Below are 19,549 nucleotides of genomic sequence, written 5' to 3'. Positions count from 1 at the left end.
GTCGAGATCCTGCGCCTGCTGAGTTACTTCAACTCGGACTAGCGATTCCACCAAAAGAGCCCGCGACCATCTGGTCGCGGGCTCTTTTGATTGGGGTCAGGTTCAGCTCAGGCGCTCGAGCACCATGGCCATGCCCTGACCGCCACCGACGCACATGGTTTCGACGCCGAGGGTCTTGTCCTGGGTGGTGAGGTTGTTGAGCAGCGTTGCGGTGATGCGGGCTCCGGTCATGCCGAACGGGTGGCCCAGGGCGATAGCGCCGCCGGAGATGTTGAGTTTGTCGTGGTCGATGCCGAGTTCGTTGGCTGATCCGAGGACCTGGACGGCGAAGGCTTCGTTGATCTCGAACAGGTCGATGTCGGCGATGGACAGGCCGGCGTATTTGAGGGCTTTGCGGACGGCTTCGATGGGGCCCAGGCCCATGATCTCGGGGGACAGGCCGGTCGCGGCGGTGGCCACGATACGTGCCAGCGGGGTGAGTCCGAGGGCTTTGGCTTTGGTGTCGCTCATGATGACCAGTGCGGCAGCGCCGTCGTTGAGGGGGCAGGCGTTGCCGGCGGTGACGGTGCCGTCGGGGCGGAAGACTGGTTTGAGTTGGCTGATCTTGTCGTAGGTGGTGCCTGCGCGGGGGCCGTCGTCGGTGTCGACGACAGTGCCGTCGGCCAGGGTGATCGGTTCGATCTCACGGGCGAAGAAGCCTGATTTGATGGCCTCTTCGGCGCGGTTCTGGCTGCGCACGCCCCAGTGGTCCTGGTCTTCGCGGGAGATGCCGGTGAAGGAGGCGACGTTTTCGGCGGTTTCGCCCATGGGGATGTAGACGTCGGGGAGCAGGCCCTGCTCGCGGGGGTCGGACCACGTGCCGGCGCCGCCTTCGGCGGCCTTGGCGGTGCGGGCCATGGCGTCGGCGAACAGTGGGTTCTTGGTGTTGGGCCAGCCGTCGGCGTTGCCGGTTCCGAAGCTGGAGACGGATTCGACGCCGCCGGAGATGAAGACGTCGCCTTCGCCGGCGCGGATGGCGTGCATGGCCATGCGGGTGGTCTGCAGTGACGAAGAACAGTAGCGGTTGACGGTGACGCCGGGGACGTGGTCGAGGCCGACCTGGACGGCGACGGAGCGGGCGATGTTGAAGCCGGCTTGGCCGCCGGGCTGTCCGGACCCGAGGTGGAGGTCGTCGATGTCGGCGCGGTCGAGTTCGGGGATCTTGTTCAGCACGGCTTCGACCATCTGACGGGCCAATTCGTCCGGACGGACATCTTTGAGTGAGCCCTTACCGGCTCGGCCGATCGGTGAGCGGGCGGTGGCGACGATGACGGCCTCTGGCATGCGGACTCCTGTGAAAATAGGTTGGACGTGCAGCTTTGTAAGGTTTCGCGATCTGACGTTACGCCAGCGAAGGTTCGGCCCGGAGGCGGACCTCGAAAGCGTGCACCGGCCGGATTCGAGCCCCGCCTCATCGGCGCCGAGCGGCTCGATTCAGATAGGCCCGCGTCCGCGCGGACCACTTGTTGTCCTCGGCGATGGCGGACACCGCGGGTGGCTCGGGGAGAGGACCCGACCCCCACTCGCCGAGACCGGACAGCACTGCAGGAAGAAGGATCTGCGCGGCGAGTTCATAACCGGCCGCGGACGGGTGGTATCGGTCGGCCGAGAGCATCCGATCGGGGGCGGCCAGGAACTCACGGGCCAGCAGATCGGCGAGGGGGACAGGGGTGCCGCCCGCCGCGCGGGTCTCGATCGCCTGCGCGGCTGCCAATCGCAGACCGTACTGACGGATCACAGTCCGTAGCGGCTGGGGGATGGCCGCGATGACGCCGAGATCGGGACACGTTCCGACGACCACCAGGGCGCCGGCCTCACGGAGTCGACGGACTGCCGCGCCGAGCCGTTTCGCCGACGCCCGAACCCCGCTGGTACTCGTCACATCGTTGGCGCCGATGAAGATGATCGCTATATCGGGCGGCGGTCCGGCGATCAGCATCGCGTCGACCTGTCCGGTCAGGCTCCGGGACGTGGCTCCGACAATCGCTTTGGTACTCAGCCGAATACGTTTACCGGTCTCGTCCGCCAGCTTTCGGGTCAACTGGACGCCGGGGGTCTCGTCGGCGATCTCTGCGCCGAGACCGGCAGCGGTGGAGTCACCGAACACCATCACGTGGAGGTCGAACGCTTCGCCCCGCCGCACCCGGAGCGGACCGACCCCGTCCGGTCCGTAGATGCCGTCGCCGTTCGGGGCGTTGTCCGTCCGGTGGGGGATCACGGTTCGGGCGGTGCGAGCTTGGCCGTTGAGGAACGTCCAGGCACCCCATCCGGCCCCGGCGGTACCGGCGGTGGCGGCGGCGGTCGCCGCCAGATCACGAGCAAGCCGACGCTTGGATCCGGACACAGCTCCAACATAATCGAAGCGGTCTGGAACGATGGACTCATGCGCATCGCAAGTCACGTGACCGACCTCATCGGCAACACCCCGCTGGTTCAGCTCAACTCCGTGGTCCAGCCGGGATCCGGCCTGGTCGCGGCCAAAGTCGAATACCTCAACCCCGGCGGCAGCTCCAAGGACCGCATCGCGGTCAAGATGATCGACGCCGCGGAGGCCTCGGGAGAACTCAAGCCCGGTGGCACCATCGTCGAACCGACGTCCGGCAACACCGGCATCGGGCTGGCCCTGGTCGCGCAGCAGCGCGGGTACCACTGCGTGTTCGTGTGCCCGGACAAGGTCGGCGAGGACAAGCGCAACGTTCTCCGTGCGTACGGCGCCGAAGTGGTGGTCTGCCCGACGGCCGTGCCGCCGGAGCACCCCGACAGCTACTACAGCGTCTCCGATCGTCTCACCCGCGAGATCGAGGGTGGCTGGAAGCCGAACCAGTACTCGAACCCGGCCGGACCCGAGAGCCACTACGAGACCACGGGCCCCGAGATCTGGAACGACACCGATGGCAAGATCACCCACTTCGTGGCGGGTGTGGGAACCGGTGGAACCATCACCGGTGCCGGCCGCTACCTGAAGGAGATGTCCGGCGGCAAGGTCAAGGTCGTCGGCGCCGATCCGGAGGGCTCGGTGTACTCCGGAGGTACCGGCCGTCCGTACCTCGTCGAAGGCGTCGGTGAAGACTTCTGGCCGAGCGCATACGACCCGGCGATCCCCGACGAGATCATCGCCGTCTCCGACGCCGACTCGTTCGAGATGACCCGCCGGCTCGCCCGTGAAGAGGGCCTACTGGTCGGGGGCTCGTGTGGCATGGCTGTCGTCGCCGCCCTGCGCGTTGCCGAACGGGAAGGTCCTGACGCGCTCGTCGTCGTCCTGCTGCCGGATGGTGGCCGCGGCTACATGGGCAAGATCTTCAACGATCGCTGGATGAGCAGTTACGGCTTCCTGCGAACTCCGCTCGACGGCAAAGGCACGGTCGAACCGCTGGTCGGGGAGGTGCTGCGCGGAAAGTCGGGCGCTCTGCCCGACCTCGTGCACACGCACCCGTCCGAGACGCTGCGCGACGCCATCGAGATCCTGCGCGAGTACGGGGTGTCGCAGATGCCCGTGGTCGGGGCGGAACCGCCGATCATGGCCGGTGAGGTCGCCGGTGCGGTGACCGAACGTGAGCTGCTCAGCGCGGTGTTCGAAGGCCGCGCGAACCTCGCCGACCCGGTCAGCGCTCACATGGGCAAGCCCTTCCCGCTCATCGGTTCGGGCGAGCCGGTCTCGTCCGCCACGAAGGCGCTCGGAGAGACCGACGCCCTGATGGTCGTCGAAGACGGAAAACCGATCGGCGTGATCACCCGTCACGACCTGCTCGGATTCGTCAGCGCGATCGCTTAGCGGTTTTTCTGCTCGGCCGCGGATTCAGGCAATCCACCGGGGCTCTACGCTGGATGACATGAGTGAGCAGCGCAGCAAAACCGACTCGCACAACTGGCAGGGATTCGCGACGAAGGCCATCCACGCCGGATACGAACCCGATCCGCTGACCGGCGCGGTGAACGTACCGATCTACGCCAGTTCGACGTTCGCCCAAGATGGCGTCGGAGGACTTCGTGGTGGCTTCGAGTATGCGCGGACCGGCAACCCGACGCGTCAGGCCCTCGAAGCCAACCTCGCCGCGTTGGAAGGGGGCAGCTTCGGCCGGGCGTTCGCGTCCGGCATGGCGGCCACCGACGCGTTGCTGCGCGCAACCCTGCGTCCCGGCGACCACCTCGTCATCCCGAACGATGCCTACGGCGGCACCTTCCGGCTCATCGACAAGGTGTTCACCCAGTGGGGGATCGAATACTCGGTCGCACCCGTCACCGACGTCGACGCGGTACGCGGCGCCATCCGTCCGAACACCAAGCTGGTGTGGATCGAGACCCCGACCAACCCGTTGCTCAACGTCGGCGACATCGAGGCGTTGGCAGGCGTTGCACACGAGGCCGGCACGAAACTCGTGGTGGACAACACCTTCGCCTCGCCCTATCTGCAACGTCCCATCACCCTGGGCGCCGACGTGGTGCTGCACTCGACCACCAAATACCTCGGCGGTCACTCCGACGTCGTCGGCGGAGCCCTGGTCACCGACGACGAACAGCTCGACACCGATCTCGCATTCCTGCAGAACGGAGCAGGTGCGGTACCCGGACCGTTCGATGCCTATCTCACCCTGCGCGGGATCAAAACCCTTGCCGTCCGGATGGATCGACACAGCGACAACGCCGAGAAGATCGTCGAGTTCTTGCTCTCGCACCCGAAGATCGACTCGGTGCTGTACCCGGGGCTGGAGTCCCATCCCGGACACGCCGCGGCCGCCAAGCAGATGACTCGGTTCGGCGGAATGATCTCGGTGCGTGTGGCCGGTGGTCTCGAAGCCGCGCAGCAGTTCTGCGACCGCACAGAGGTGTTCACCCTGGCCGAGTCGCTCGGCGGTATCGAGTCGTTGATCGAGCACCCCGGCGCGATGACCCACGCCTCGACCGCAGGGTCGCTGCTGGAGGTCCCGGACGATCTGGTGCGACTGTCCGTCGGCATCGAAGACATCGGCGACCTCTTGGGTGATATCGAAAACGCACTGGGTTGAATTTGCTCGCTCCGCTCGCGGGGTCGTCGCGGCCCTGAGCGCACGCTCTTCCCTCGTCGATCGCATCGCTGCGCTCGCTCCTCCTCAGTCCAGAACGTGCGGGGCCGCGAGACCGTTGTGGTCTCAGTAGTGGTGGGGGCTGTCGCGAGACCGTTGTGGTTGGGGCGGTGGTTGGGAGTGCCCGCGTCAGGCCGCAAGCTCGGCATCCCGCACCTAGGGTGGGGTGATGGTTAGGTCTGACGGATTGATCGACGCAGCCCAGATCGACCGTGCCGTGCAATTGCTGGCACCGGTGATGCGTCGCACACCGATGGTGGCCTCTCGGGCGCTGTCGGAGAAATGTGGCCATGAGGTGTGGCTCAAGTGCGAAAATCTTCAGCGCACCGGATCTTTCAAACCGCGAGGCGCGTATCTGCGGATCGCGGGCCTGTCCGACGCAGAGCGTGCCCACGGGGTCGTGGCCGCCAGCGCGGGCAACCACGCTCAAGGCGTCGCCTGGTCGGCAACCACGTTGGGTATCCGGTCGCGGGTGTACATGCCGATCGGGGCGTCACTGCCGAAGATCGCGGCGACAAGGGCGTATGGCGCCGAGGTGATCCTCGAAGGCGAGTTCGTCGACGACGCCCTCGAGGCTGCGCTCGCGTACGCAGAAGAGACCGGCGCTGTCCTGATACATCCGTTCGACCACCCCGACATCGTCGCCGGACAGGCGACGGTCGGCATGGAGATCATCGAGCAGATGCCGGCCGTCGGGACTGTCCTGGTGCCGCTCGGCGGTGGTGGGCTGCTGGCGGGTGTGGCGGCAGCTATCAAGCTCCACAAACCCGGTGTCCGGCTGGTCGGGGTCCAGGCGGCGGAAGCGGCGGCGTGGCCCGCGTCCCTGTCCGAGGGAAGGCCGCTGCGCGCGACCTCGATGAACACGATGGCCGATGGCATCGCGGTCGCCAAGCCCGGGCAGGTGCCGTTCGCCCACGTCTCCGACCTCGTCGACGAGGTGGTCACCGTCACCGAGGAGGCGATCTCGCAGGCTCTGTTGTTGGTACTCGAGCGAGCCAAGCTGGTGGTCGAGCCGGCCGGGGCCACGGCGGTGGCAGCCCTGACGAGCCTTGCTGATCTGCAGCTCGAGGGGGAGGTGTGCGTGGTGCTCTCAGGCGGCAACATCGACCCGTTGTTGCTCACGCAGGTCACCACCCATGGCCTGCGCGCGGCAGGCCGTTACATGACCATCACCGCCACCGTCTCGGACCGTCCGGGTGGGCTGGTTGCCTTGCTGGCTCTGCTGCGCGATCTCAGTGCCAGCGTCGTCGACGTGATCCATTCCCGGGTCAGCGGCGAATTGCGTCTCGGCGAGGTCCAGGTGACGGTGAGCCTCGAGACGAAGGGGCCCGACCACCAGGCCGAGGTCCGAGAGGCGCTGTCCGGAGCGGGTTACCTGGGGGACTGAGCGCGGCGTTGTCCGATTTTCCATAGGCTGATGGGCATGGCAATCGATTACACGAAGCGTCCGCGGTCGAATCCGACTCCCCAGACCCCGGCTCCTGCCGCGCCGCCCGCCGCGCCGGCGCCGCCACCGGCAGCGTCCGCCGTCGATCTGAGCAAGATCTCGTTGACCAAGAGCAGCCCGACAGTCAGTCTCGCCAAGGCGGGCGTGTCCGGCGGCACCATCCGGATCAACCTGAACTGGGCACAGGGTTCGGGACAGGGCGGTGGTTTCTTCAAGCGCAAGAGCGGAGTCGACCTCGATCTGCGGTGTCTGTTCGAATTGTCCGATGGTTCTCTCGGCGGCGTCGGCGCCCTCGACCGCAACTTCGGTGCGCTGGAGAAGCGGCCGTTCATCAAGCTCGACCAGGATGACCGGTCCGGCAGCACGGCCTCGGGCGAGAACATGTTCGTCAACTTGGCCGATCCGGGTGTCTTCCGGCGCATCCTGGTCTTCGCCGACATCTACGAGGGAAGTCCGAACTGGGCGGCTGTCGACGGTGTCGTGACCGTCGAGTCGCAATTCGGCCCACCCATCGAGGTCCGCATGGACTCTCCGAAGAACAACCTGCGTACGGCATCGATCGCGTTGATCGAGTCTGGGCCGCACGGCGTGACGATCACCCGCGCCGTCGAATACTTCTCCGGCGGCGACAAGATGGACAAACATTTCCGCTGGGGTCTGAACTGGGGTCGCGGTAGCAAGTAGCGGTCGATCTCCACTCCCGGCCCCGATTCGGTGACATCGACCGGCGTGACAACCCGTGTTGATTTATCAACGGTCATTGACAAGTTAAAGCCAACCTTCTAGCGTCGTGAGAACACGTTGCAAGCTAGGAGCCAGAGATGACTGAAGCACTGAAGTACGTCCCGGAGCGCACCAAGGCGACGACTGGCGACGACTACGCCCAGGTGCTCGACGACCTGTCGAGCGCGTCGGTGCATCGCAACTTCGACCCGTACATCGACATCGATTGGGATGCGCCGCACATGGCTGTCGTCCCGAACGATCCACGGTGGGTCCTGTCCAAGGACGTCGACCCCATCGGCCGGCACCCCTGGTACCAGCAGCAGCCCCTGGACAAGCAGATCAAGATCGGGATGTGGCGACAGGCCAACGTAGCCAAGGTCGGTCTCCAGTTCGAGTCCGTCCTCATCCGCGGACTGATGCAGTACAGCTTCAAGATGCCGAACGGCGCCCCCGAGTTCCGCTACACCACGCATGAATCGAAAGAAGAGTGCAACCACACTCTGATGTTCCAAGAGTTCATCAACCGCACCGGGGTCGATGTACCCGGCGCAAAGATCGGCTATCGGATCATCTCGCCGCTGGTGCCGCTGGCATCGACCATCTTCCCGAGCTTGTTCTTCTTCGGCGTGCTCGGTGGCGAAGAGCCCATCGACCACATCCAGAAGGACTTCCTGCGCAACCGCGACGAGATGCACCCGACCATGATGGCCGTGATGCAACTCCACGTCGCCGAGGAAGCCCGGCACATCTCTTTCGCCCACCACCTTCTTCGAGAGACCATTCCGAAGAAGAACTTCTTCCAGCGCTTCTTGCTGTCGCTGATGTTCCCGATCGTGATGCGTGTGCTCTGTGGCGCGATCGTGGTGCCGCCGAAGTCTTTCCAGAAGGATTTCGGTGTGCCGGACGACGTCATGAAGGAGATCTTCTGGAAATCCGACAAGTCGAAGAAGTTCCTGCACAACGTGTTCGGTGACGTGAGGATGCTGGGTGAGCAGTGTGGCCTGATGAACCCGCTCTCGCGGTTCCTGTGGAAGATCCTGGGCATCGGGGGACGCCCGTCGCGGTTCCGGAGTGAACCCACCTATACGGCAGCGTGATCGGTGCCTCACGTCGTCACGCAGGCATGCTGCGCAGATGCTTCGTGTGTGTACGCCTGTCCGGTCAACTGTATCCATCCGACCCCGGACGAGCCTGACTTCCTGACGTCGGAGATGCTCTACATCGATCCGGCGACCTGCGTCGACTGCGGTGCCTGCGTCAGCGCATGCCCGGTGGGTGCAATCGTCCCGAGTCACCGTATCGAGCCCAAGGACGAGCGTTACCTGCAGATCAACGCCGAGCATTACGAAGACGTCGCGCAGTCGCCGGTGCGTTTCCCGGTCGACTCGCGGCTGCGGTTGCCGCTGGCACCGATCAGCGCGCCCAAGCCGATCGCAGTTCCGGGCGGCGGGGACATTCGAGTGGCGATCGTGGGGTCGGGGCCGTCGGCGATGTATGCGGCCGATGGTCTCCTGCGTTATCCCAACGTTCGCGTCACCATGTACGAGCGTCTCGACAAGCCGTTCGGGCTCGCCCGGTACGGCGTTGCTCCCGATCATCTCTCGACTCGAAAGGTGATGGCTCTCTTCGACGAGATGGCCCGCAACAACCGGCTCGACATCATGCTGAACAGCGAGGTCGGCCGCGACGTCACCCTCGAAGACCTCGGTCGAGAGTTTCATGGAGTCATCTACGCCGGTGGTGCAGGGAGTGACCGTCGACTCGACATCCCCGGCGCCGACCTCGCCAATGTCGCCAGCGCCACCGAGTTCGTGGGCTGGTACAACGGCCACCCAGACCATGTGGACCGGACCTTTGACCTGTCCCAGCGCCGAGTGGTGCTCATCGGCAACGGAAACGTCGCGCTCGATGTCGCCAGAATCCTCACTGCCGACCCCGACGATCTTGCCTCGACCTCGATCTCGCCCGCCGCACTGGCGGCGCTGCGGCGCTCGAAGGTCGAGGAGGTCCTCGTCGTCGGTCGACGGGGACCGCGCGATGCCGCGTTCACTCTGCCCGAGTTGGTCGGGCTGGCCGACGGGGGTGCGCATGTGGCCATCGATCCAGCTCTGATCGAGGCGCAGGACACCGGCGAGATCGACGACCACACGATCGCCGCTAAGCTGACCGTGCTGTCCGAAATAGCCCAGCGTGCACCGGGATCCGGTCCGGTGATCAGATTTGGGTTCCTGCGGTCGCCGGAGCAGATCACTTCCGACGCTGCCGGCTCGGTCGCCGGCGTCACGTTCGGGATCAACAAGCCCGGACCCGGTGGCATCGGGGTCGAGTCCACGGGTCGCACCGAGACCGTCGAAGCCGGTCTCGTCCTCACTTCGATCGGCTACAAGGGCGTCGAAGTTCCCGGACTGCCGTTCGACCACGTGCGAGGTGTGATCCCCAATGAGGCGGGCAGGGTCGTAGGCGACAACGGTCCGATGACCGGGGTGTACGTCACCGGCTGGATCAAACGCGGACCCTCAGGGTTCATCGGAACCAACAAGGCGGACTCCGCCGAGACGGTGTCGCAGTTGCGCGCTGACCTCGAGGCAGGCCTGCTCTCCGCCCACACGGAGCCGCCTCGCCGCCGTACACGCCCGTTCCGGCGCTGACGACCCCTCACGCGGCATGGGACGCCGCCCGGTGTCCGGTCAGGCGTTCCCCGGGGTCGAGGATGACGGTGACCGCACCAAGGGTTTGGCCGACCCGCTCGAACAATCGATCCACCTGGCGACCGTCGGACGGGTCGGCGACTACGCCGTAGACCAGACCGCGGCGGGCGCCGCCGAGCAACGGGACCAGCTCGTGGACCGACTCACTCGTCAGCGCGGTGCGAACGTCGTTGTCGATGAGCCCGCGCACCAAAGTGCGGGTGCGTTCGGTGCCGTCGAGTACGACGAGAACCACGTCTGCTGATGTGACCATGGGGGACCTCCCTGAGGTGTGACCGGGTGGGACGACTCCAGACAAGCGGCCCAGCCTCCGAACTTGCTCAGTCGTGGCTGTGAAGTGGCAGTGACTCGAGCAGACGGAGGCGTTGCTCGATGCGATCTCGCTCGGAGACGACATCGTGGCCTGCTTCGGCTTTCGCGGCCAGCGCCGTGATGGCGTCGACCAGTTCTTCCAGTTCGACCGCCACCGGGATGCGGAACACGGCGATCGAGCTGACCGGTGGCAGTTCGGTGGTGGCGGCCTCCGTCGCGGCGCGGAGCAGATGGGCCTGGCGGTAGGCCTCGTCGCGACGCGTCTGCCAGTCGACGCGACGCGCGGGTTGCTTGACGGCCTCCTCGAGATAGGCCTGGACCGCCGGTAGTGCGGCATCGAGTCGCGCAGTCGTCGGCAGACGCCTCGAGTCCGGCCACAGCAGATATCCGAAGACGATGGCGACGCCCGCCCCGATCACCGTGTCCACGAGGCGCAGAGCCGGCAGGGCCGGGTCCGCCGTTCCGATGCAGGAGGCCAGCAGCGCTGACCCGGTGATTCCGATGACGCTGAAGGCATACAATTTCGGCGCGGTGAGCACGGCAACCGACAAGGCGAGCGCAGCGGCGCAAGCCACCGGAAGGCCACTGCCGAACACGGCGAGTATCGCTGCGGCGAAGGCCGCTCCTGCGATGGTGCCGCACACCCGGTTCACCGTGCGGACGAACACCGATGCATATTCGGGCCGGACGATCACCGCGACAGTCAATGGCAACCAGAACGCATGATTCGAATCATGCAGTGCGACTGCTGTACCCGTGGCCATCGCTAGACAGAGGCCGAGTCTCATGCCGTTGCCGAGTGCAGGTAGGGACCAGATCGCACGAAGAGCCGATCTCATCAGGTCATGTCGACCCGGTCTGCCCGGAGCAGGTGGCCGGGTAGGCGACATCGCGAAGGCGTCGAACAGGGCCGCCATGGCGGGTGTCGGGTTCTCGACCTTCATCGTCGCACGAGCGAGTGGTTCACCTCGCCGGGTTGCATCTGCGGCAGCCCGGAGCAGGTCGGAGACGCTGCGCGGCAGAGGGTTTTCCTCGGCGTACAGTCCCGCCACCGCGAACGCAACCAGCTCGGCACGCGGGTGGTGGGTCACCGAACGCGCGTCGGCAGACGCTCTGGCGAGGCGAGCGCGCGCCGCGCGGGCCTCCGAGGAACCGATGTCGTCGCACACGGCCGCGGCGGAATCGAACACGGCTGCCACCAGAGTCCGTTCATCGCCGCCACGATGAAACACCCAGGGAGATAACGTGGCAACGGCCACGATCAGGGTTCCGACGAGGTACCACAGAGACTGTTCGATCGACGGAAGCGGTGAACCTCCGAACTCACCGAAGGCCAGTCCGATGGTCAGCATCATTCCGAAGGCCGGTGCATTCGGCCCGATGACCCCGATCACGCCGGATATCACCCCAGCTACGGCCGCCGCTGCGATCAGGGATGCCGGTTGGTCGGGAACCAGGGCCCCGATTGTCAGCCCGACCACCGCGCCGCCCGCCTGTGCAAGCAACGCCCAGCTTCGGAGGCGGTACGTTCCACGTGCTGCGAATGCCACCGCGCAGGCAGCCCCGAAGTAAGCCATGCCGACCGCGTTGAGATCCCCGACCACGGCGCCGACCACCGTGACCGTGCCCGCTGCCAACGCAGTCCGGGCAGCCATCGAGACCGCAAGGGGCGCTGGTTGCGGGCGCAGTGCCGCCCCGACCGATCGCATGATCGAGCCTCGAATACCCCACATCGTCAGAATCTATCTCAGAAGGGTGGTGGGTTTTCCTCGCTTTTCAGTCTGTTGCGTAGTCGTTCTTGTTGACGGCGTGTGTGTTTGGTGTGGGTGCGACAGTGCACGGGAGAGCCGCGACGAAGCGAGTCGGCGTCGCTCCAGCGCACGAAGGGTGTGTCGCGAGACCTCAGCTGTCGAGCACGCGTTGAACGGCTTCGGGGGTGATGTCACCGTCGATCACATGGATGCGCTCACCCTCATGCGAACCATTGACCCAATCGCCAGAGGTCTTCCAGTCGATGATCTTGCCGTCGTTGTCGAAGGCGATCGCGGTGTAGTCGGAGTGTTGTTCGGCGAACTCGGCTATCTGGGTGGCGGTGGAGCTGGGATCAGTCATGAGATGGAAGCTACCCATACATCGGGTGCTCGACACATGTCGGCGCGTTGAATTCGATTCTGACCTCGAAATATGCCGAACTCACGAATCCGTCATATCGACTTTGGAGCACCTGATCACTTGAGCAATGAGAGCAGATATCCCAATGGATGGTCGTATTCGGTCAAACATCTTTAATAAGCCTAACAAATAAATTATTCGCGAGTCTTTGATCGTCAAATTGAGCGATTGTGCGCTTCCTGAGGGCAGGCTCAGCTGAATTCGAATGGAATGGTTGTAGACGTTGTCTCGGAATTCGGCGCCGACCTGCGATGAATTCATCTGCGAAACAAATCTGTACAGCAATAATGACTCCGAACTGCGTCGATGCGGAAGATTGACGCCAAAATGCCTCGGTAAAGGGGTGGTGATAGGAGTGAAGCTGATTCTCGAAGTGGCTCGCCATAAAGACCCATTTGGCGTAGGGTCGGCATCGAATTGATAATTGCTGTTGAATTTGTGTAACGCCGGGCTCGCCGGGGGCGACATTCCCGGCGAGATACATGTGAACCGCTTCGGATTGAATTCTCTCAATACCGATGTGGGGACCACCGTCTGGTGCGAATTCCGCGGCAGGGGGGTCGGACATTCACGTTGACCTCACCACCAATCCGATGCGGCTTGAAGGGCCGCCAGACCCTTGTGAGGTTGAAGACATGAATCGAAACGCCAAAGGCGCTCTCGCGGCCGGAGCTGCTGTCGTCGTCCTGCTCGGCGGTGCGGGTTCGTACGCACTGTGGAGTGACTCGGGCACCAACACCCCGGGAAACGTGAGCACCGGTGAGCTCGACCTGACGGCCCAGGGGACGCCATCGTGGACCGATGTGTCGACGACCGGGATCGTCGGCGGTACAGCGGTCGATCCAACGACTGACCTGCTGGTGCCGCTGGACACCTGGGAGTACACCTCGACATACACAGCTATTGCGACCGGTAAGAACATGGAGGCAGAGGTCACGGTCGATCCAGGCGCCGCCGGGACACCGCCGACGGGCGTGACGGTGACCCCGGTAGCCACTGTCGACGGCACCCCGGCACCCGGCGGTAGCACGGTCACCATCACCCCCGGCGCACCCCACACCGTCGTCGTGAAAGTCACCGTCGCTTTCGCCGATGTCAACGGCCAAGTCAGCCAGAACCAGGGCGTGAACGTGTCGGGGATGTCGGTGAACCTGAATCAGGTTCGTTCCTGACGATGTCCTGGTCGGGTACGACCCGGCTGGTGGTCGTAACAGCAGTGAGTGCGGTCGCCGCGCTGTCCCTGGCGGCAGTGCGGTCGACCGACGCTCTATGGACTGACAGCGCCTCCACCGACAGCGCGACGGTGATAACCGGCCAGCTCAAGCTGGTGGCAGGCAGTGGGTCCGGGTCGATTTACCAGTTCGCAGGACTCAACGGGGCGGGAATACTCCCCGGCGACCAACGCCAGGCCCCGTTGGCAATCACCAACGGTGGTAGCACCCCCCTGCGGTACCGCCTCAATGCTGCCGGCCCACAGGTCAGTACGCCCGGCTCGGGCGTCACGTTGTCACTGTCCGGGACCGTCATGGCCGTCGGCAGCACGTGCGGCACCGGGACACTGCCCGGTGCCGCGGCGTTCACGACGTTCACCACAAGCGCTTCCGGTACGGCCGCGAGCAGTCCCTGGCGTTCGCTGGCCGAGGGGGCGACAGAGACCTGGTGCATGAGGAGCACGCTGCAATCGGTCACCGGAACCGGATCAGCCACGTACACAGTACTTTTCGCCTTCGGGTCAGAGCAGAGGCGAACATGACCTCGAAACAGTCGGATGCGCACACCGCCACCGAAGACACCCCGCACAGGACCGGACCGCTGTGGTGGGCGTTCCAGGTCATCACGTGGGTGCTCCTGCTGGCCCTGGTGGCGATCCTTCTCGCGACAATCGTCGTACCGAAGATCGCAGGGGCGCAGCCGTATACGATTCTCACCTCGTCGATGAAGCCGGAATATCCGCCGGGGACACTCATCGTGGTCCGCAAGGTTGACGTATCGACCCTGGAGATCGGTGATGTGGTGACCTACCAGATTCGTTCGGGTGAACCCGCAGTCATCACCCATCGCATCGTCGGATTCAATTTCGACCAGCAAGGCAACAGGCTGCTCACGACGCAGGGCGATGCAGTCGCGGTCCCGGATGCACAGCCGGTGCGGCCGGCGCAGATACGAGGGGAGTTGTGGTACTCGATCCCGTACCTCGGTCACGTGAACAATTGGATCAGCGGCTCGACGCGACTGGTCGTTGTCTACGCAGTCGCCGCAACCCTCTTCCTTTACGCAATCGTTCAGTTCGCGGGCTCGGTCCGCGAACGCCGCGCTCCGCCGAGCGCGCCGTGAGCGCGTGGTTGCGTGCCGCGGGGCTGGCTCTGATCAGCCGCCGAACCCGCGCCGTTCTGTCGATGGGCATGGTCATCGGCATCGCGGTGGTGGGGACTCTGGCCCTGTGGTCCTCGACCGTGAGTACCAGGTCGGGTGAGTTCACCACTGCCACGATCTCGATCCTTGCGGACGGTGTGAAGAGCGCGTCGTTCGCATTTGCCCCCAGCGGGATTCTGCCAGGACAGTCGGCGGCAAAGGTCGTCACGGTGAGCAACACCGGCACTGCGCCGTTCAGGTACACGGCCTCGGTGTCGAGCGCCGACGCCCTGGGGCAGGGCGTGACGCTGACCGCGGTCGCCGGCGCGACGGCCTCCGGCGGCACCTGCGGACCGGGGACCGTATTGACGACGGCGAAGTCGATCACCAGCACAGCGTCCGCATTCGCGACCGGGCGTGGACCGGTTGCGGCGACGTCCGGCACCGACCCCCTCTGTGTCCAGCTGAATCTTCCGCCCAATGCGCTGTCCAGTCTGGCGGGCACATCGGGGTCGGTATTGTTCACGTTCACCGCCAGCGCAGGCACCTGAGATGTCCGATCGTGTCAGGAAGATCGCGATCGAGGTCACCCTGACCGCCGGCGCGATCGCAGGCGTGTTGTGCGTGTTCACCGCGATCGTGAGTGCCTCGTTGGGATTGTCGCCGTTGATCTTTCGCTCGGATTCCATGTCTCCGGCGATCGACGTCGGTGACGTCGCGATCTCACGTTCGGTGCCGGCCACCGACGTCGCGCCCGGGGACATCGTGAGCGTCATGCGTCCGGACGGCACGCGGATCACCCATCGGGTTGCGTCGATCGATTCGCGGGTCGGCAATTCGACCACCATGACATTGCGTGGCGACGCGAACAGTGTCGAGGATTCGGAACCATACATCGTCTCGACGGTCGACGAGGTGCTGTTCCATATCCCGAACCTGGGCTACGTCTTGAGCGCTTTCGCCAATCCTTTTGCGTGGGCCGTCGCCACGTTTTTCACTCTCGGTCTGTTGTGCCTGGCGTTCCGACCGGACAAGCTGATTCGCCGGACAGGCCAGGGCAGGCACACCGGGCCGTTGTCGGTTCGATCACGCAGATCCGCGATCGTGGTGCAGGGATTGATCGCCGTGACCGTTGTCGCCGCAGCCGTCATGGGTTTCGAGCGAACCCATGGCACCCTCGCTCCGCTCACGGACTCCGCGACAGCTGCCGGCACGGTCTCGGCCGGCCGGCCGGAGGCTCCGACAGCGCCTCTGACGTGTACCACTGTCACCACCGGGATTCTCGAGACCAGCGCCCGCCTGTCATGGGCGAATCCGGTGAACCACCAGTCCTACGCCTACGTGTTCAGCTTCATCCCGGCGTTCGTGGGTCCAGCGAATTCTGCTGTGGTGCCTGCTTCGACCTCGAACCCGGCGACGCTGGTCGTCGGCAGAGCGTACTTCAACGACGTCCTCGGGCTGGCCTTGCTCGGGGTGTACAACGTGGAAGTTCGCAGCCGGGTGGGCACTTTCCTTTCGACGGGAAGGCTGAACATCAGCGTCAACCTGTTGCTCGGCAGTGTGTCCTGCGGATCCGCAACCGGTACCTCCTCAGCCGCGCGAGCAGCACCCCTGCAGACATCGGCGACGACGTCCTCGACGGCATCCGCGTCCTCGACCACATCCGCCCCGCCTGAGTCGACCCCCACGACCCCGGGCTCGAGTGCGTCGGAGAAGCCCGCCACCAGCGTTCCAGGACCGGTGTCGACCACGTCGAGCGTAGAGCCGCCGACAAGTGTGCCACCGGTGTCGACGGCCGCGCCGGTCCCTGCGCCATCACCGGTGGCCGAAGTGATGTCTCCCGGTGGAAACTATGTCGCCTCGGCCGCCGACGGAGATGTGGTCATCGCGGACAAGGACGGCGCCGAGGAGTATCGCGCCGACGTCGCTGCTGTGAAGCTGGAATGGCTGGACGACGTGACGTTGAAAATGACGGACGCCGATGGCGCCGCGACGACGGTGACCCGGGAAGACGGCACCTGGTCTGTCGCAGGCTGACGCGAGCAGGCGGCCCCCGAAACCAAAAATGGTGGCTTCTGGCGGACCCGACCTGCGGGTTCAGTCGCCAAAAGCCACCAAAATGGGATTCTTACGTGTGGTACGGCTCCGCGCTGACCAGAGTCACGGACACGGTGGCACCACTGGGCACGGTGTACTTGCGGGTGTCACCGACCTTGGCGTCGATCAGCGAACCACCAAGCGGCGACTTGGGGGAGTAGACCTCGAGCTTCTCATCTGACGAACCCTGTTCTCGGGTTGCGATCAGGAAGGTCTCGGTGTCTGACTCGTCGCCGTCGTAGTAGACCTTGACCACGGAACCGGGCAGTGCAACGCCCGACTGAGTGGGGGTCTCGCCAACCTTGGCGGTGTTGAGCAGCTCCTGGAGCTGACGGATGCGGGCCTCTTGCTGACCCTGCTCGTCACGGGCAGCGTGGTAGCCACCGTTCTCCTTGAGGTCGCCCTCTTCGCGGCGCTCGTTGATCTCGGCAGCAATCACCGGACGATTCGCGATGAGAGCGTCGAGCTCCTCTTTGAGCCGATCATGGGACTCCTGGGTAAGCCAGGTCACCTCGGTGTCGGTCATGCTCGTCACTCCCTCTCGTTAAATACAGCAACACGGCCCCTCTCGGGACCGTGTATCAGCCAAGAGTACCAGCACAGATGGACGGTTCTCGAATTCTTATCTAATTGTGCCCGCAGATTCGAGCGCGGAACCGTAGGTGGGCTCGCGTTTTTTGAGCCAACCGACGAACAGATAGGTCAGCGGCATGATCGCCACCTCGACCAGCGTCTTCCAGACGAATCCGATGATCGTGTAGTTCACGAAATCCGACCAGGTCGAAATGCCCAGTGCGGTAGCGGCAATGGAACAGAAAACCAGTGTGTCAAAAAATTCGCCGACGACCGTCGAACCCAGCAGACGGGCCCAGAGGTGTTTTTCTCCGGACCGTTCCTTCATTTTCACGAGAACCCAGGAATTGAGGAACTCGCCCACGACGTATCCGGCCAAACCTGCGGCCAGGAACTGGGGGACGACGCCGGCGACGGTCTCGAACGACTCCTGCCCGTCGTAGAAGTCGGCTGCGGGCAGGTGGATGGTCAGCCAGAAACACAGTGAGGCGATGAGCAGGACGAAGAACCCGGCGAGGATCGTGCGCCGCATGGCCTTGAAGCCGTAGACCTCGCTGATCACGTCGCCGAGGACGTAGGCGAGGGGGAAGAGGTAGAAAGCGCCGTCGGTGACCAGGCCGTCCATGGACAGTGGGCCGAAGTCGACGTGGAGATCGGGGAACAGCACCACACCCTTGGTGCCGGTGATGTTGCTGATCATCATCACGCCTACGAAAAGCGCGACGAGCATCGGGAAGTAGTGGCTGGTGATGGTGGCGAACGCCGGACCCGGTCCCTTGGCGGTGGACGGGTCCGGCTGCCCAGACTGCGTTGTTGTTGTCATGGGTGCCGATTATGGGCGATCAGCACTCACCTCGGGTGACCGCCTCCGGCAGGTCGCCGAGCATGTCGACGCCGGAGCCGTTCCAGCGATAGCTCACGTAGACCTCACCCTGCGGGTCGGCGTTCGGCTCATCGCCCACGAGATAGCGGTACCGGACGTCGATTCGGTCGTCGGCCGTCGCGGCCACGGTCTGGTAACTCAGGTTGCAGGAGGTTCCGGTTCCGAGAAACTCCCCGTCGTGAAAGAGCAGTAACTGGTACGGGGACGACACGGTGCCTCCCGCGGTGTCCAAGGTCACGTATGTGAGCGAGGCACATGTGTTGACGTTGCTGTCCCCTTCGACCCATCCGACCCCGGGCATCGGCGGCGCGATCTGCGCGATCGCGGAGTCGATCGTCACCGTGTCCACGTCGCACGTGGCACTGCTGAACGGGCTGGTGGCAGGGTTGTCCGTTGACGGCGGTGGGGAGGTGATCGTGGTGGCCGAGACGTCGGTTTCGGTCAGTGTGGTGACTACCGGGACCGAGTTGCCTTCATCGGCGGTGCCGCATCCCGTCATGGCGACCGCGGCGATCGACGCGGCGATTGCGGTCGTGCAGATTCGTGTCGAAAAGGTTGAGTTCGCAAAGGTTTTCATCGAGCAGATCCTTTCGTTGCCGACCCACTACCACCGTCGCAAGGACGGCCGAATAGTTAGTCACGGAAAGGTGTCGAACGGCTGCTGGGTGAGATGTCGCAGGTCACGACCGGGGGCGCGGCGCCTTGTGTCCGCCGTTCGGTTGACGGTCGGTCGGGACTACCGGGTCACGGCGCCACGAGGTAGTCCGGCACCGACTCGCTGCAGCCATAGACCTCGCCGACCGCCGGCGCCGCCGACGTACGGACGAGTGACGACAATGACAGCTGTGTCTGGCTCGATGCCGGGATGTAGACCTCCCGTCGGCCCGTCTCGGAGCCGTCCTTCGAACGGGCCCGCAGGACGCAGGTGGCCGGTTTGCTCGGGTCCTTGCGGTTCACCGTGAACTTCACCTCGACCGTGGAGCTGTCGATGATCAGGTAGCCACTGGCCTCACCCGAGATGTCGGGATCAGAAAACCGCTGGTAGCCGACCCAGGCGAGCAAAACGCCGGCTGCCACCACCAGCGTCGTGAGCACCACGAACCAGCGTCGACGGGATCGTGGCGACCGTTCGGTGGGGTAGCGCCCCTGCGGGAGGCTGCGAGCGCTGGTCATGGGTTCA

Annotated in this window: 21 protein-coding genes; 11 read left to right on the top strand and 10 right to left on the bottom strand. The window is 64.7% G+C overall.

Translation table 11 applies throughout. The features are described 5' to 3' along the window. Positions 1-102: 102 nt before the first annotated feature. Both BH683_RS22125 and BH683_RS22120 read right to left on the bottom strand, forming a co-directional pair. On the bottom strand, positions 103-1,323 hold the full coding sequence (locus tag BH683_RS22125) for an acetyl-CoA C-acetyltransferase (protein ID WP_084834498.1): 1,221 nt from the start codon (positions 1,321-1,323) through the stop codon (positions 103-105). Positions 1,324-1,450: 127 nt separating this feature from the next. Further along, positions 1,451-2,383 carry an SGNH/GDSL hydrolase family protein gene (locus tag BH683_RS22120; RefSeq protein WP_084838426.1) on the bottom strand — a complete coding sequence of 311 codons (933 nt, stop codon included), beginning with the start codon at positions 2,381-2,383 and terminating at the stop codon, positions 1,451-1,453. Positions 2,384-2,422: 39 nt separating this feature from the next. Here BH683_RS22120 and BH683_RS22115 point away from each other — a divergent pair, with 39 nt between their 5' ends. From BH683_RS22115 to BH683_RS22090, 6 genes are all read left to right on the top strand, one after another. After that, positions 2,423-3,811 carry a cystathionine beta-synthase gene (locus BH683_RS22115; protein ID WP_084838425.1) on the top strand — a complete coding sequence of 463 codons (1,389 nt, stop codon included), beginning with the start codon at positions 2,423-2,425 and terminating at the stop codon, positions 3,809-3,811. Between the two features lie 58 nt (positions 3,812-3,869). Beyond that, positions 3,870-5,042, top strand: a complete 1,173-nt coding sequence (locus tag BH683_RS22110) for a cystathionine gamma-synthase (RefSeq protein WP_084838424.1) — start codon at positions 3,870-3,872, stop codon at positions 5,040-5,042. A 226-nt stretch (positions 5,043-5,268) separates the two neighbouring features. Further along, positions 5,269-6,486, top strand: coding sequence for a threonine ammonia-lyase (gene ilvA / locus BH683_RS22105; RefSeq protein ID WP_084838423.1), 1,218 nt, complete (start codon positions 5,269-5,271; stop codon positions 6,484-6,486). Between the two features lie 36 nt (positions 6,487-6,522). Next, a complete protein-coding gene (locus BH683_RS22100; RefSeq protein ID WP_084838459.1) occupies positions 6,523-7,230 on the top strand; it encodes a Tellurium resistance in 708 nt (235 codons plus the stop codon). 137 nt (positions 7,231-7,367) lie between these two features. Further along, the gene (locus BH683_RS22095) at positions 7,368-8,369 is read left to right on the top strand and encodes a diiron oxygenase (RefSeq protein WP_084838422.1); all 1,002 of its coding nucleotides are present in this window, start codon (positions 7,368-7,370) and stop codon (positions 8,367-8,369) included. A 3-nt stretch (positions 8,370-8,372) separates the two neighbouring features. Next, positions 8,373-9,920 carry an FAD-dependent oxidoreductase gene (locus BH683_RS22090; RefSeq protein WP_084838421.1) on the top strand — a complete coding sequence of 516 codons (1,548 nt, stop codon included), beginning with the start codon at positions 8,373-8,375 and terminating at the stop codon, positions 9,918-9,920. 7 nt (positions 9,921-9,927) lie between these two features. On the opposite strand, the gene BH683_RS22085 is transcribed toward BH683_RS22090, so the two are convergent. From BH683_RS22085 to BH683_RS28760, 4 genes are all read right to left on the bottom strand, one after another. Further along, positions 9,928-10,233 carry a hypothetical protein gene (locus tag BH683_RS22085; RefSeq protein WP_084838420.1) on the bottom strand — a complete coding sequence of 102 codons (306 nt, stop codon included), beginning with the start codon at positions 10,231-10,233 and terminating at the stop codon, positions 9,928-9,930. Between the two features lie 67 nt (positions 10,234-10,300). Then, a complete protein-coding gene (locus BH683_RS22080) occupies positions 10,301-12,025 on the bottom strand; it encodes an FUSC family protein (protein WP_084838419.1) in 1,725 nt (574 codons plus the stop codon). Positions 12,026-12,194: 169 nt separating this feature from the next. After that, a complete protein-coding gene (locus tag BH683_RS22075; protein WP_084838458.1) occupies positions 12,195-12,404 on the bottom strand; it encodes a hypothetical protein in 210 nt (69 codons plus the stop codon). A gap of 163 nt (positions 12,405-12,567) precedes the next feature. Next, positions 12,568-13,032: a hypothetical protein gene (locus BH683_RS28760; RefSeq protein ID WP_168187100.1), complete on the bottom strand. Its 465-nt coding sequence runs from the start codon at positions 13,030-13,032 to the stop codon at positions 12,568-12,570. Between the two features lie 67 nt (positions 13,033-13,099). Between BH683_RS28760 and BH683_RS22070 the strand changes: the two genes are divergently transcribed. The 5 genes from BH683_RS22070 to BH683_RS22050 are packed head-to-tail and all read left to right on the top strand — an operon-like array spanning position 13,100 to position 16,853. Next, the gene (locus tag BH683_RS22070; RefSeq protein ID WP_168187099.1) at positions 13,100-13,636 is read left to right on the top strand and encodes an alternate-type signal peptide domain-containing protein; all 537 of its coding nucleotides are present in this window, start codon (positions 13,100-13,102) and stop codon (positions 13,634-13,636) included. A 2-nt stretch (positions 13,637-13,638) separates the two neighbouring features. Next, entirely contained in the window at positions 13,639-14,217 is a 579-nt protein-coding gene (locus BH683_RS22065; RefSeq protein ID WP_084838417.1) for a hypothetical protein, read from the top strand. Beyond that, positions 14,214-14,798 carry a signal peptidase I gene (locus tag BH683_RS22060; RefSeq protein WP_084838416.1) on the top strand — a complete coding sequence of 195 codons (585 nt, stop codon included), beginning with the start codon at positions 14,214-14,216 and terminating at the stop codon, positions 14,796-14,798. Before BH683_RS22065 ends, BH683_RS22060 begins: the two co-directional genes overlap by 4 nt. Next, the gene (locus tag BH683_RS22055) at positions 14,795-15,367 is read left to right on the top strand and encodes a SipW-dependent-type signal peptide-containing protein (protein WP_246833520.1); all 573 of its coding nucleotides are present in this window, start codon (positions 14,795-14,797) and stop codon (positions 15,365-15,367) included. The genes BH683_RS22060 and BH683_RS22055 overlap by 4 nt, the downstream gene beginning before the upstream one ends. A 1-nt stretch (position 15,368) precedes the next feature. Next, on the top strand, positions 15,369-16,853 hold the full coding sequence (locus tag BH683_RS22050; protein ID WP_168187098.1) for a signal peptidase I: 1,485 nt from the start codon (positions 15,369-15,371) through the stop codon (positions 16,851-16,853). A 91-nt stretch (positions 16,854-16,944) separates the two neighbouring features. Here BH683_RS22050 and greA read toward each other — a convergent pair whose 3' ends face one another. The 4 genes from greA to BH683_RS22030 all read right to left on the bottom strand — a co-directional run bounded on the left by greA (position 16,945) and on the right by BH683_RS22030 (position 19,542). Next, positions 16,945-17,439 carry a transcription elongation factor GreA gene (greA, locus tag BH683_RS22045; protein ID WP_084838414.1) on the bottom strand — a complete coding sequence of 165 codons (495 nt, stop codon included), beginning with the start codon at positions 17,437-17,439 and terminating at the stop codon, positions 16,945-16,947. Positions 17,440-17,535: 96 nt separating this feature from the next. Further along, complete coding sequence (locus tag BH683_RS22040) at positions 17,536-18,309, bottom strand: queuosine precursor transporter (RefSeq protein ID WP_084838413.1); 774 nt, start codon at positions 18,307-18,309, stop codon at positions 17,536-17,538. 19 nt (positions 18,310-18,328) lie between these two features. Next, the gene (locus BH683_RS22035; protein ID WP_084838412.1) at positions 18,329-18,946 is read right to left on the bottom strand and encodes an LppP/LprE family lipoprotein; all 618 of its coding nucleotides are present in this window, start codon (positions 18,944-18,946) and stop codon (positions 18,329-18,331) included. Between the two features lie 167 nt (positions 18,947-19,113). Then, the gene (locus BH683_RS22030; protein ID WP_084838411.1) at positions 19,114-19,542 is read right to left on the bottom strand and encodes a DUF4307 domain-containing protein; all 429 of its coding nucleotides are present in this window, start codon (positions 19,540-19,542) and stop codon (positions 19,114-19,116) included. Between the last annotated feature and the right edge of the window lie 7 nt (positions 19,543-19,549).

It is taken from the genome of Williamsia sp. 1138 (assembly GCF_002095435.2).
Taxonomy (GTDB): Bacteria; Actinomycetota; Actinomycetes; order Mycobacteriales; family Mycobacteriaceae; genus Williamsia.
This window is presented reverse-complemented; position numbering and strand designations above follow the sequence as displayed.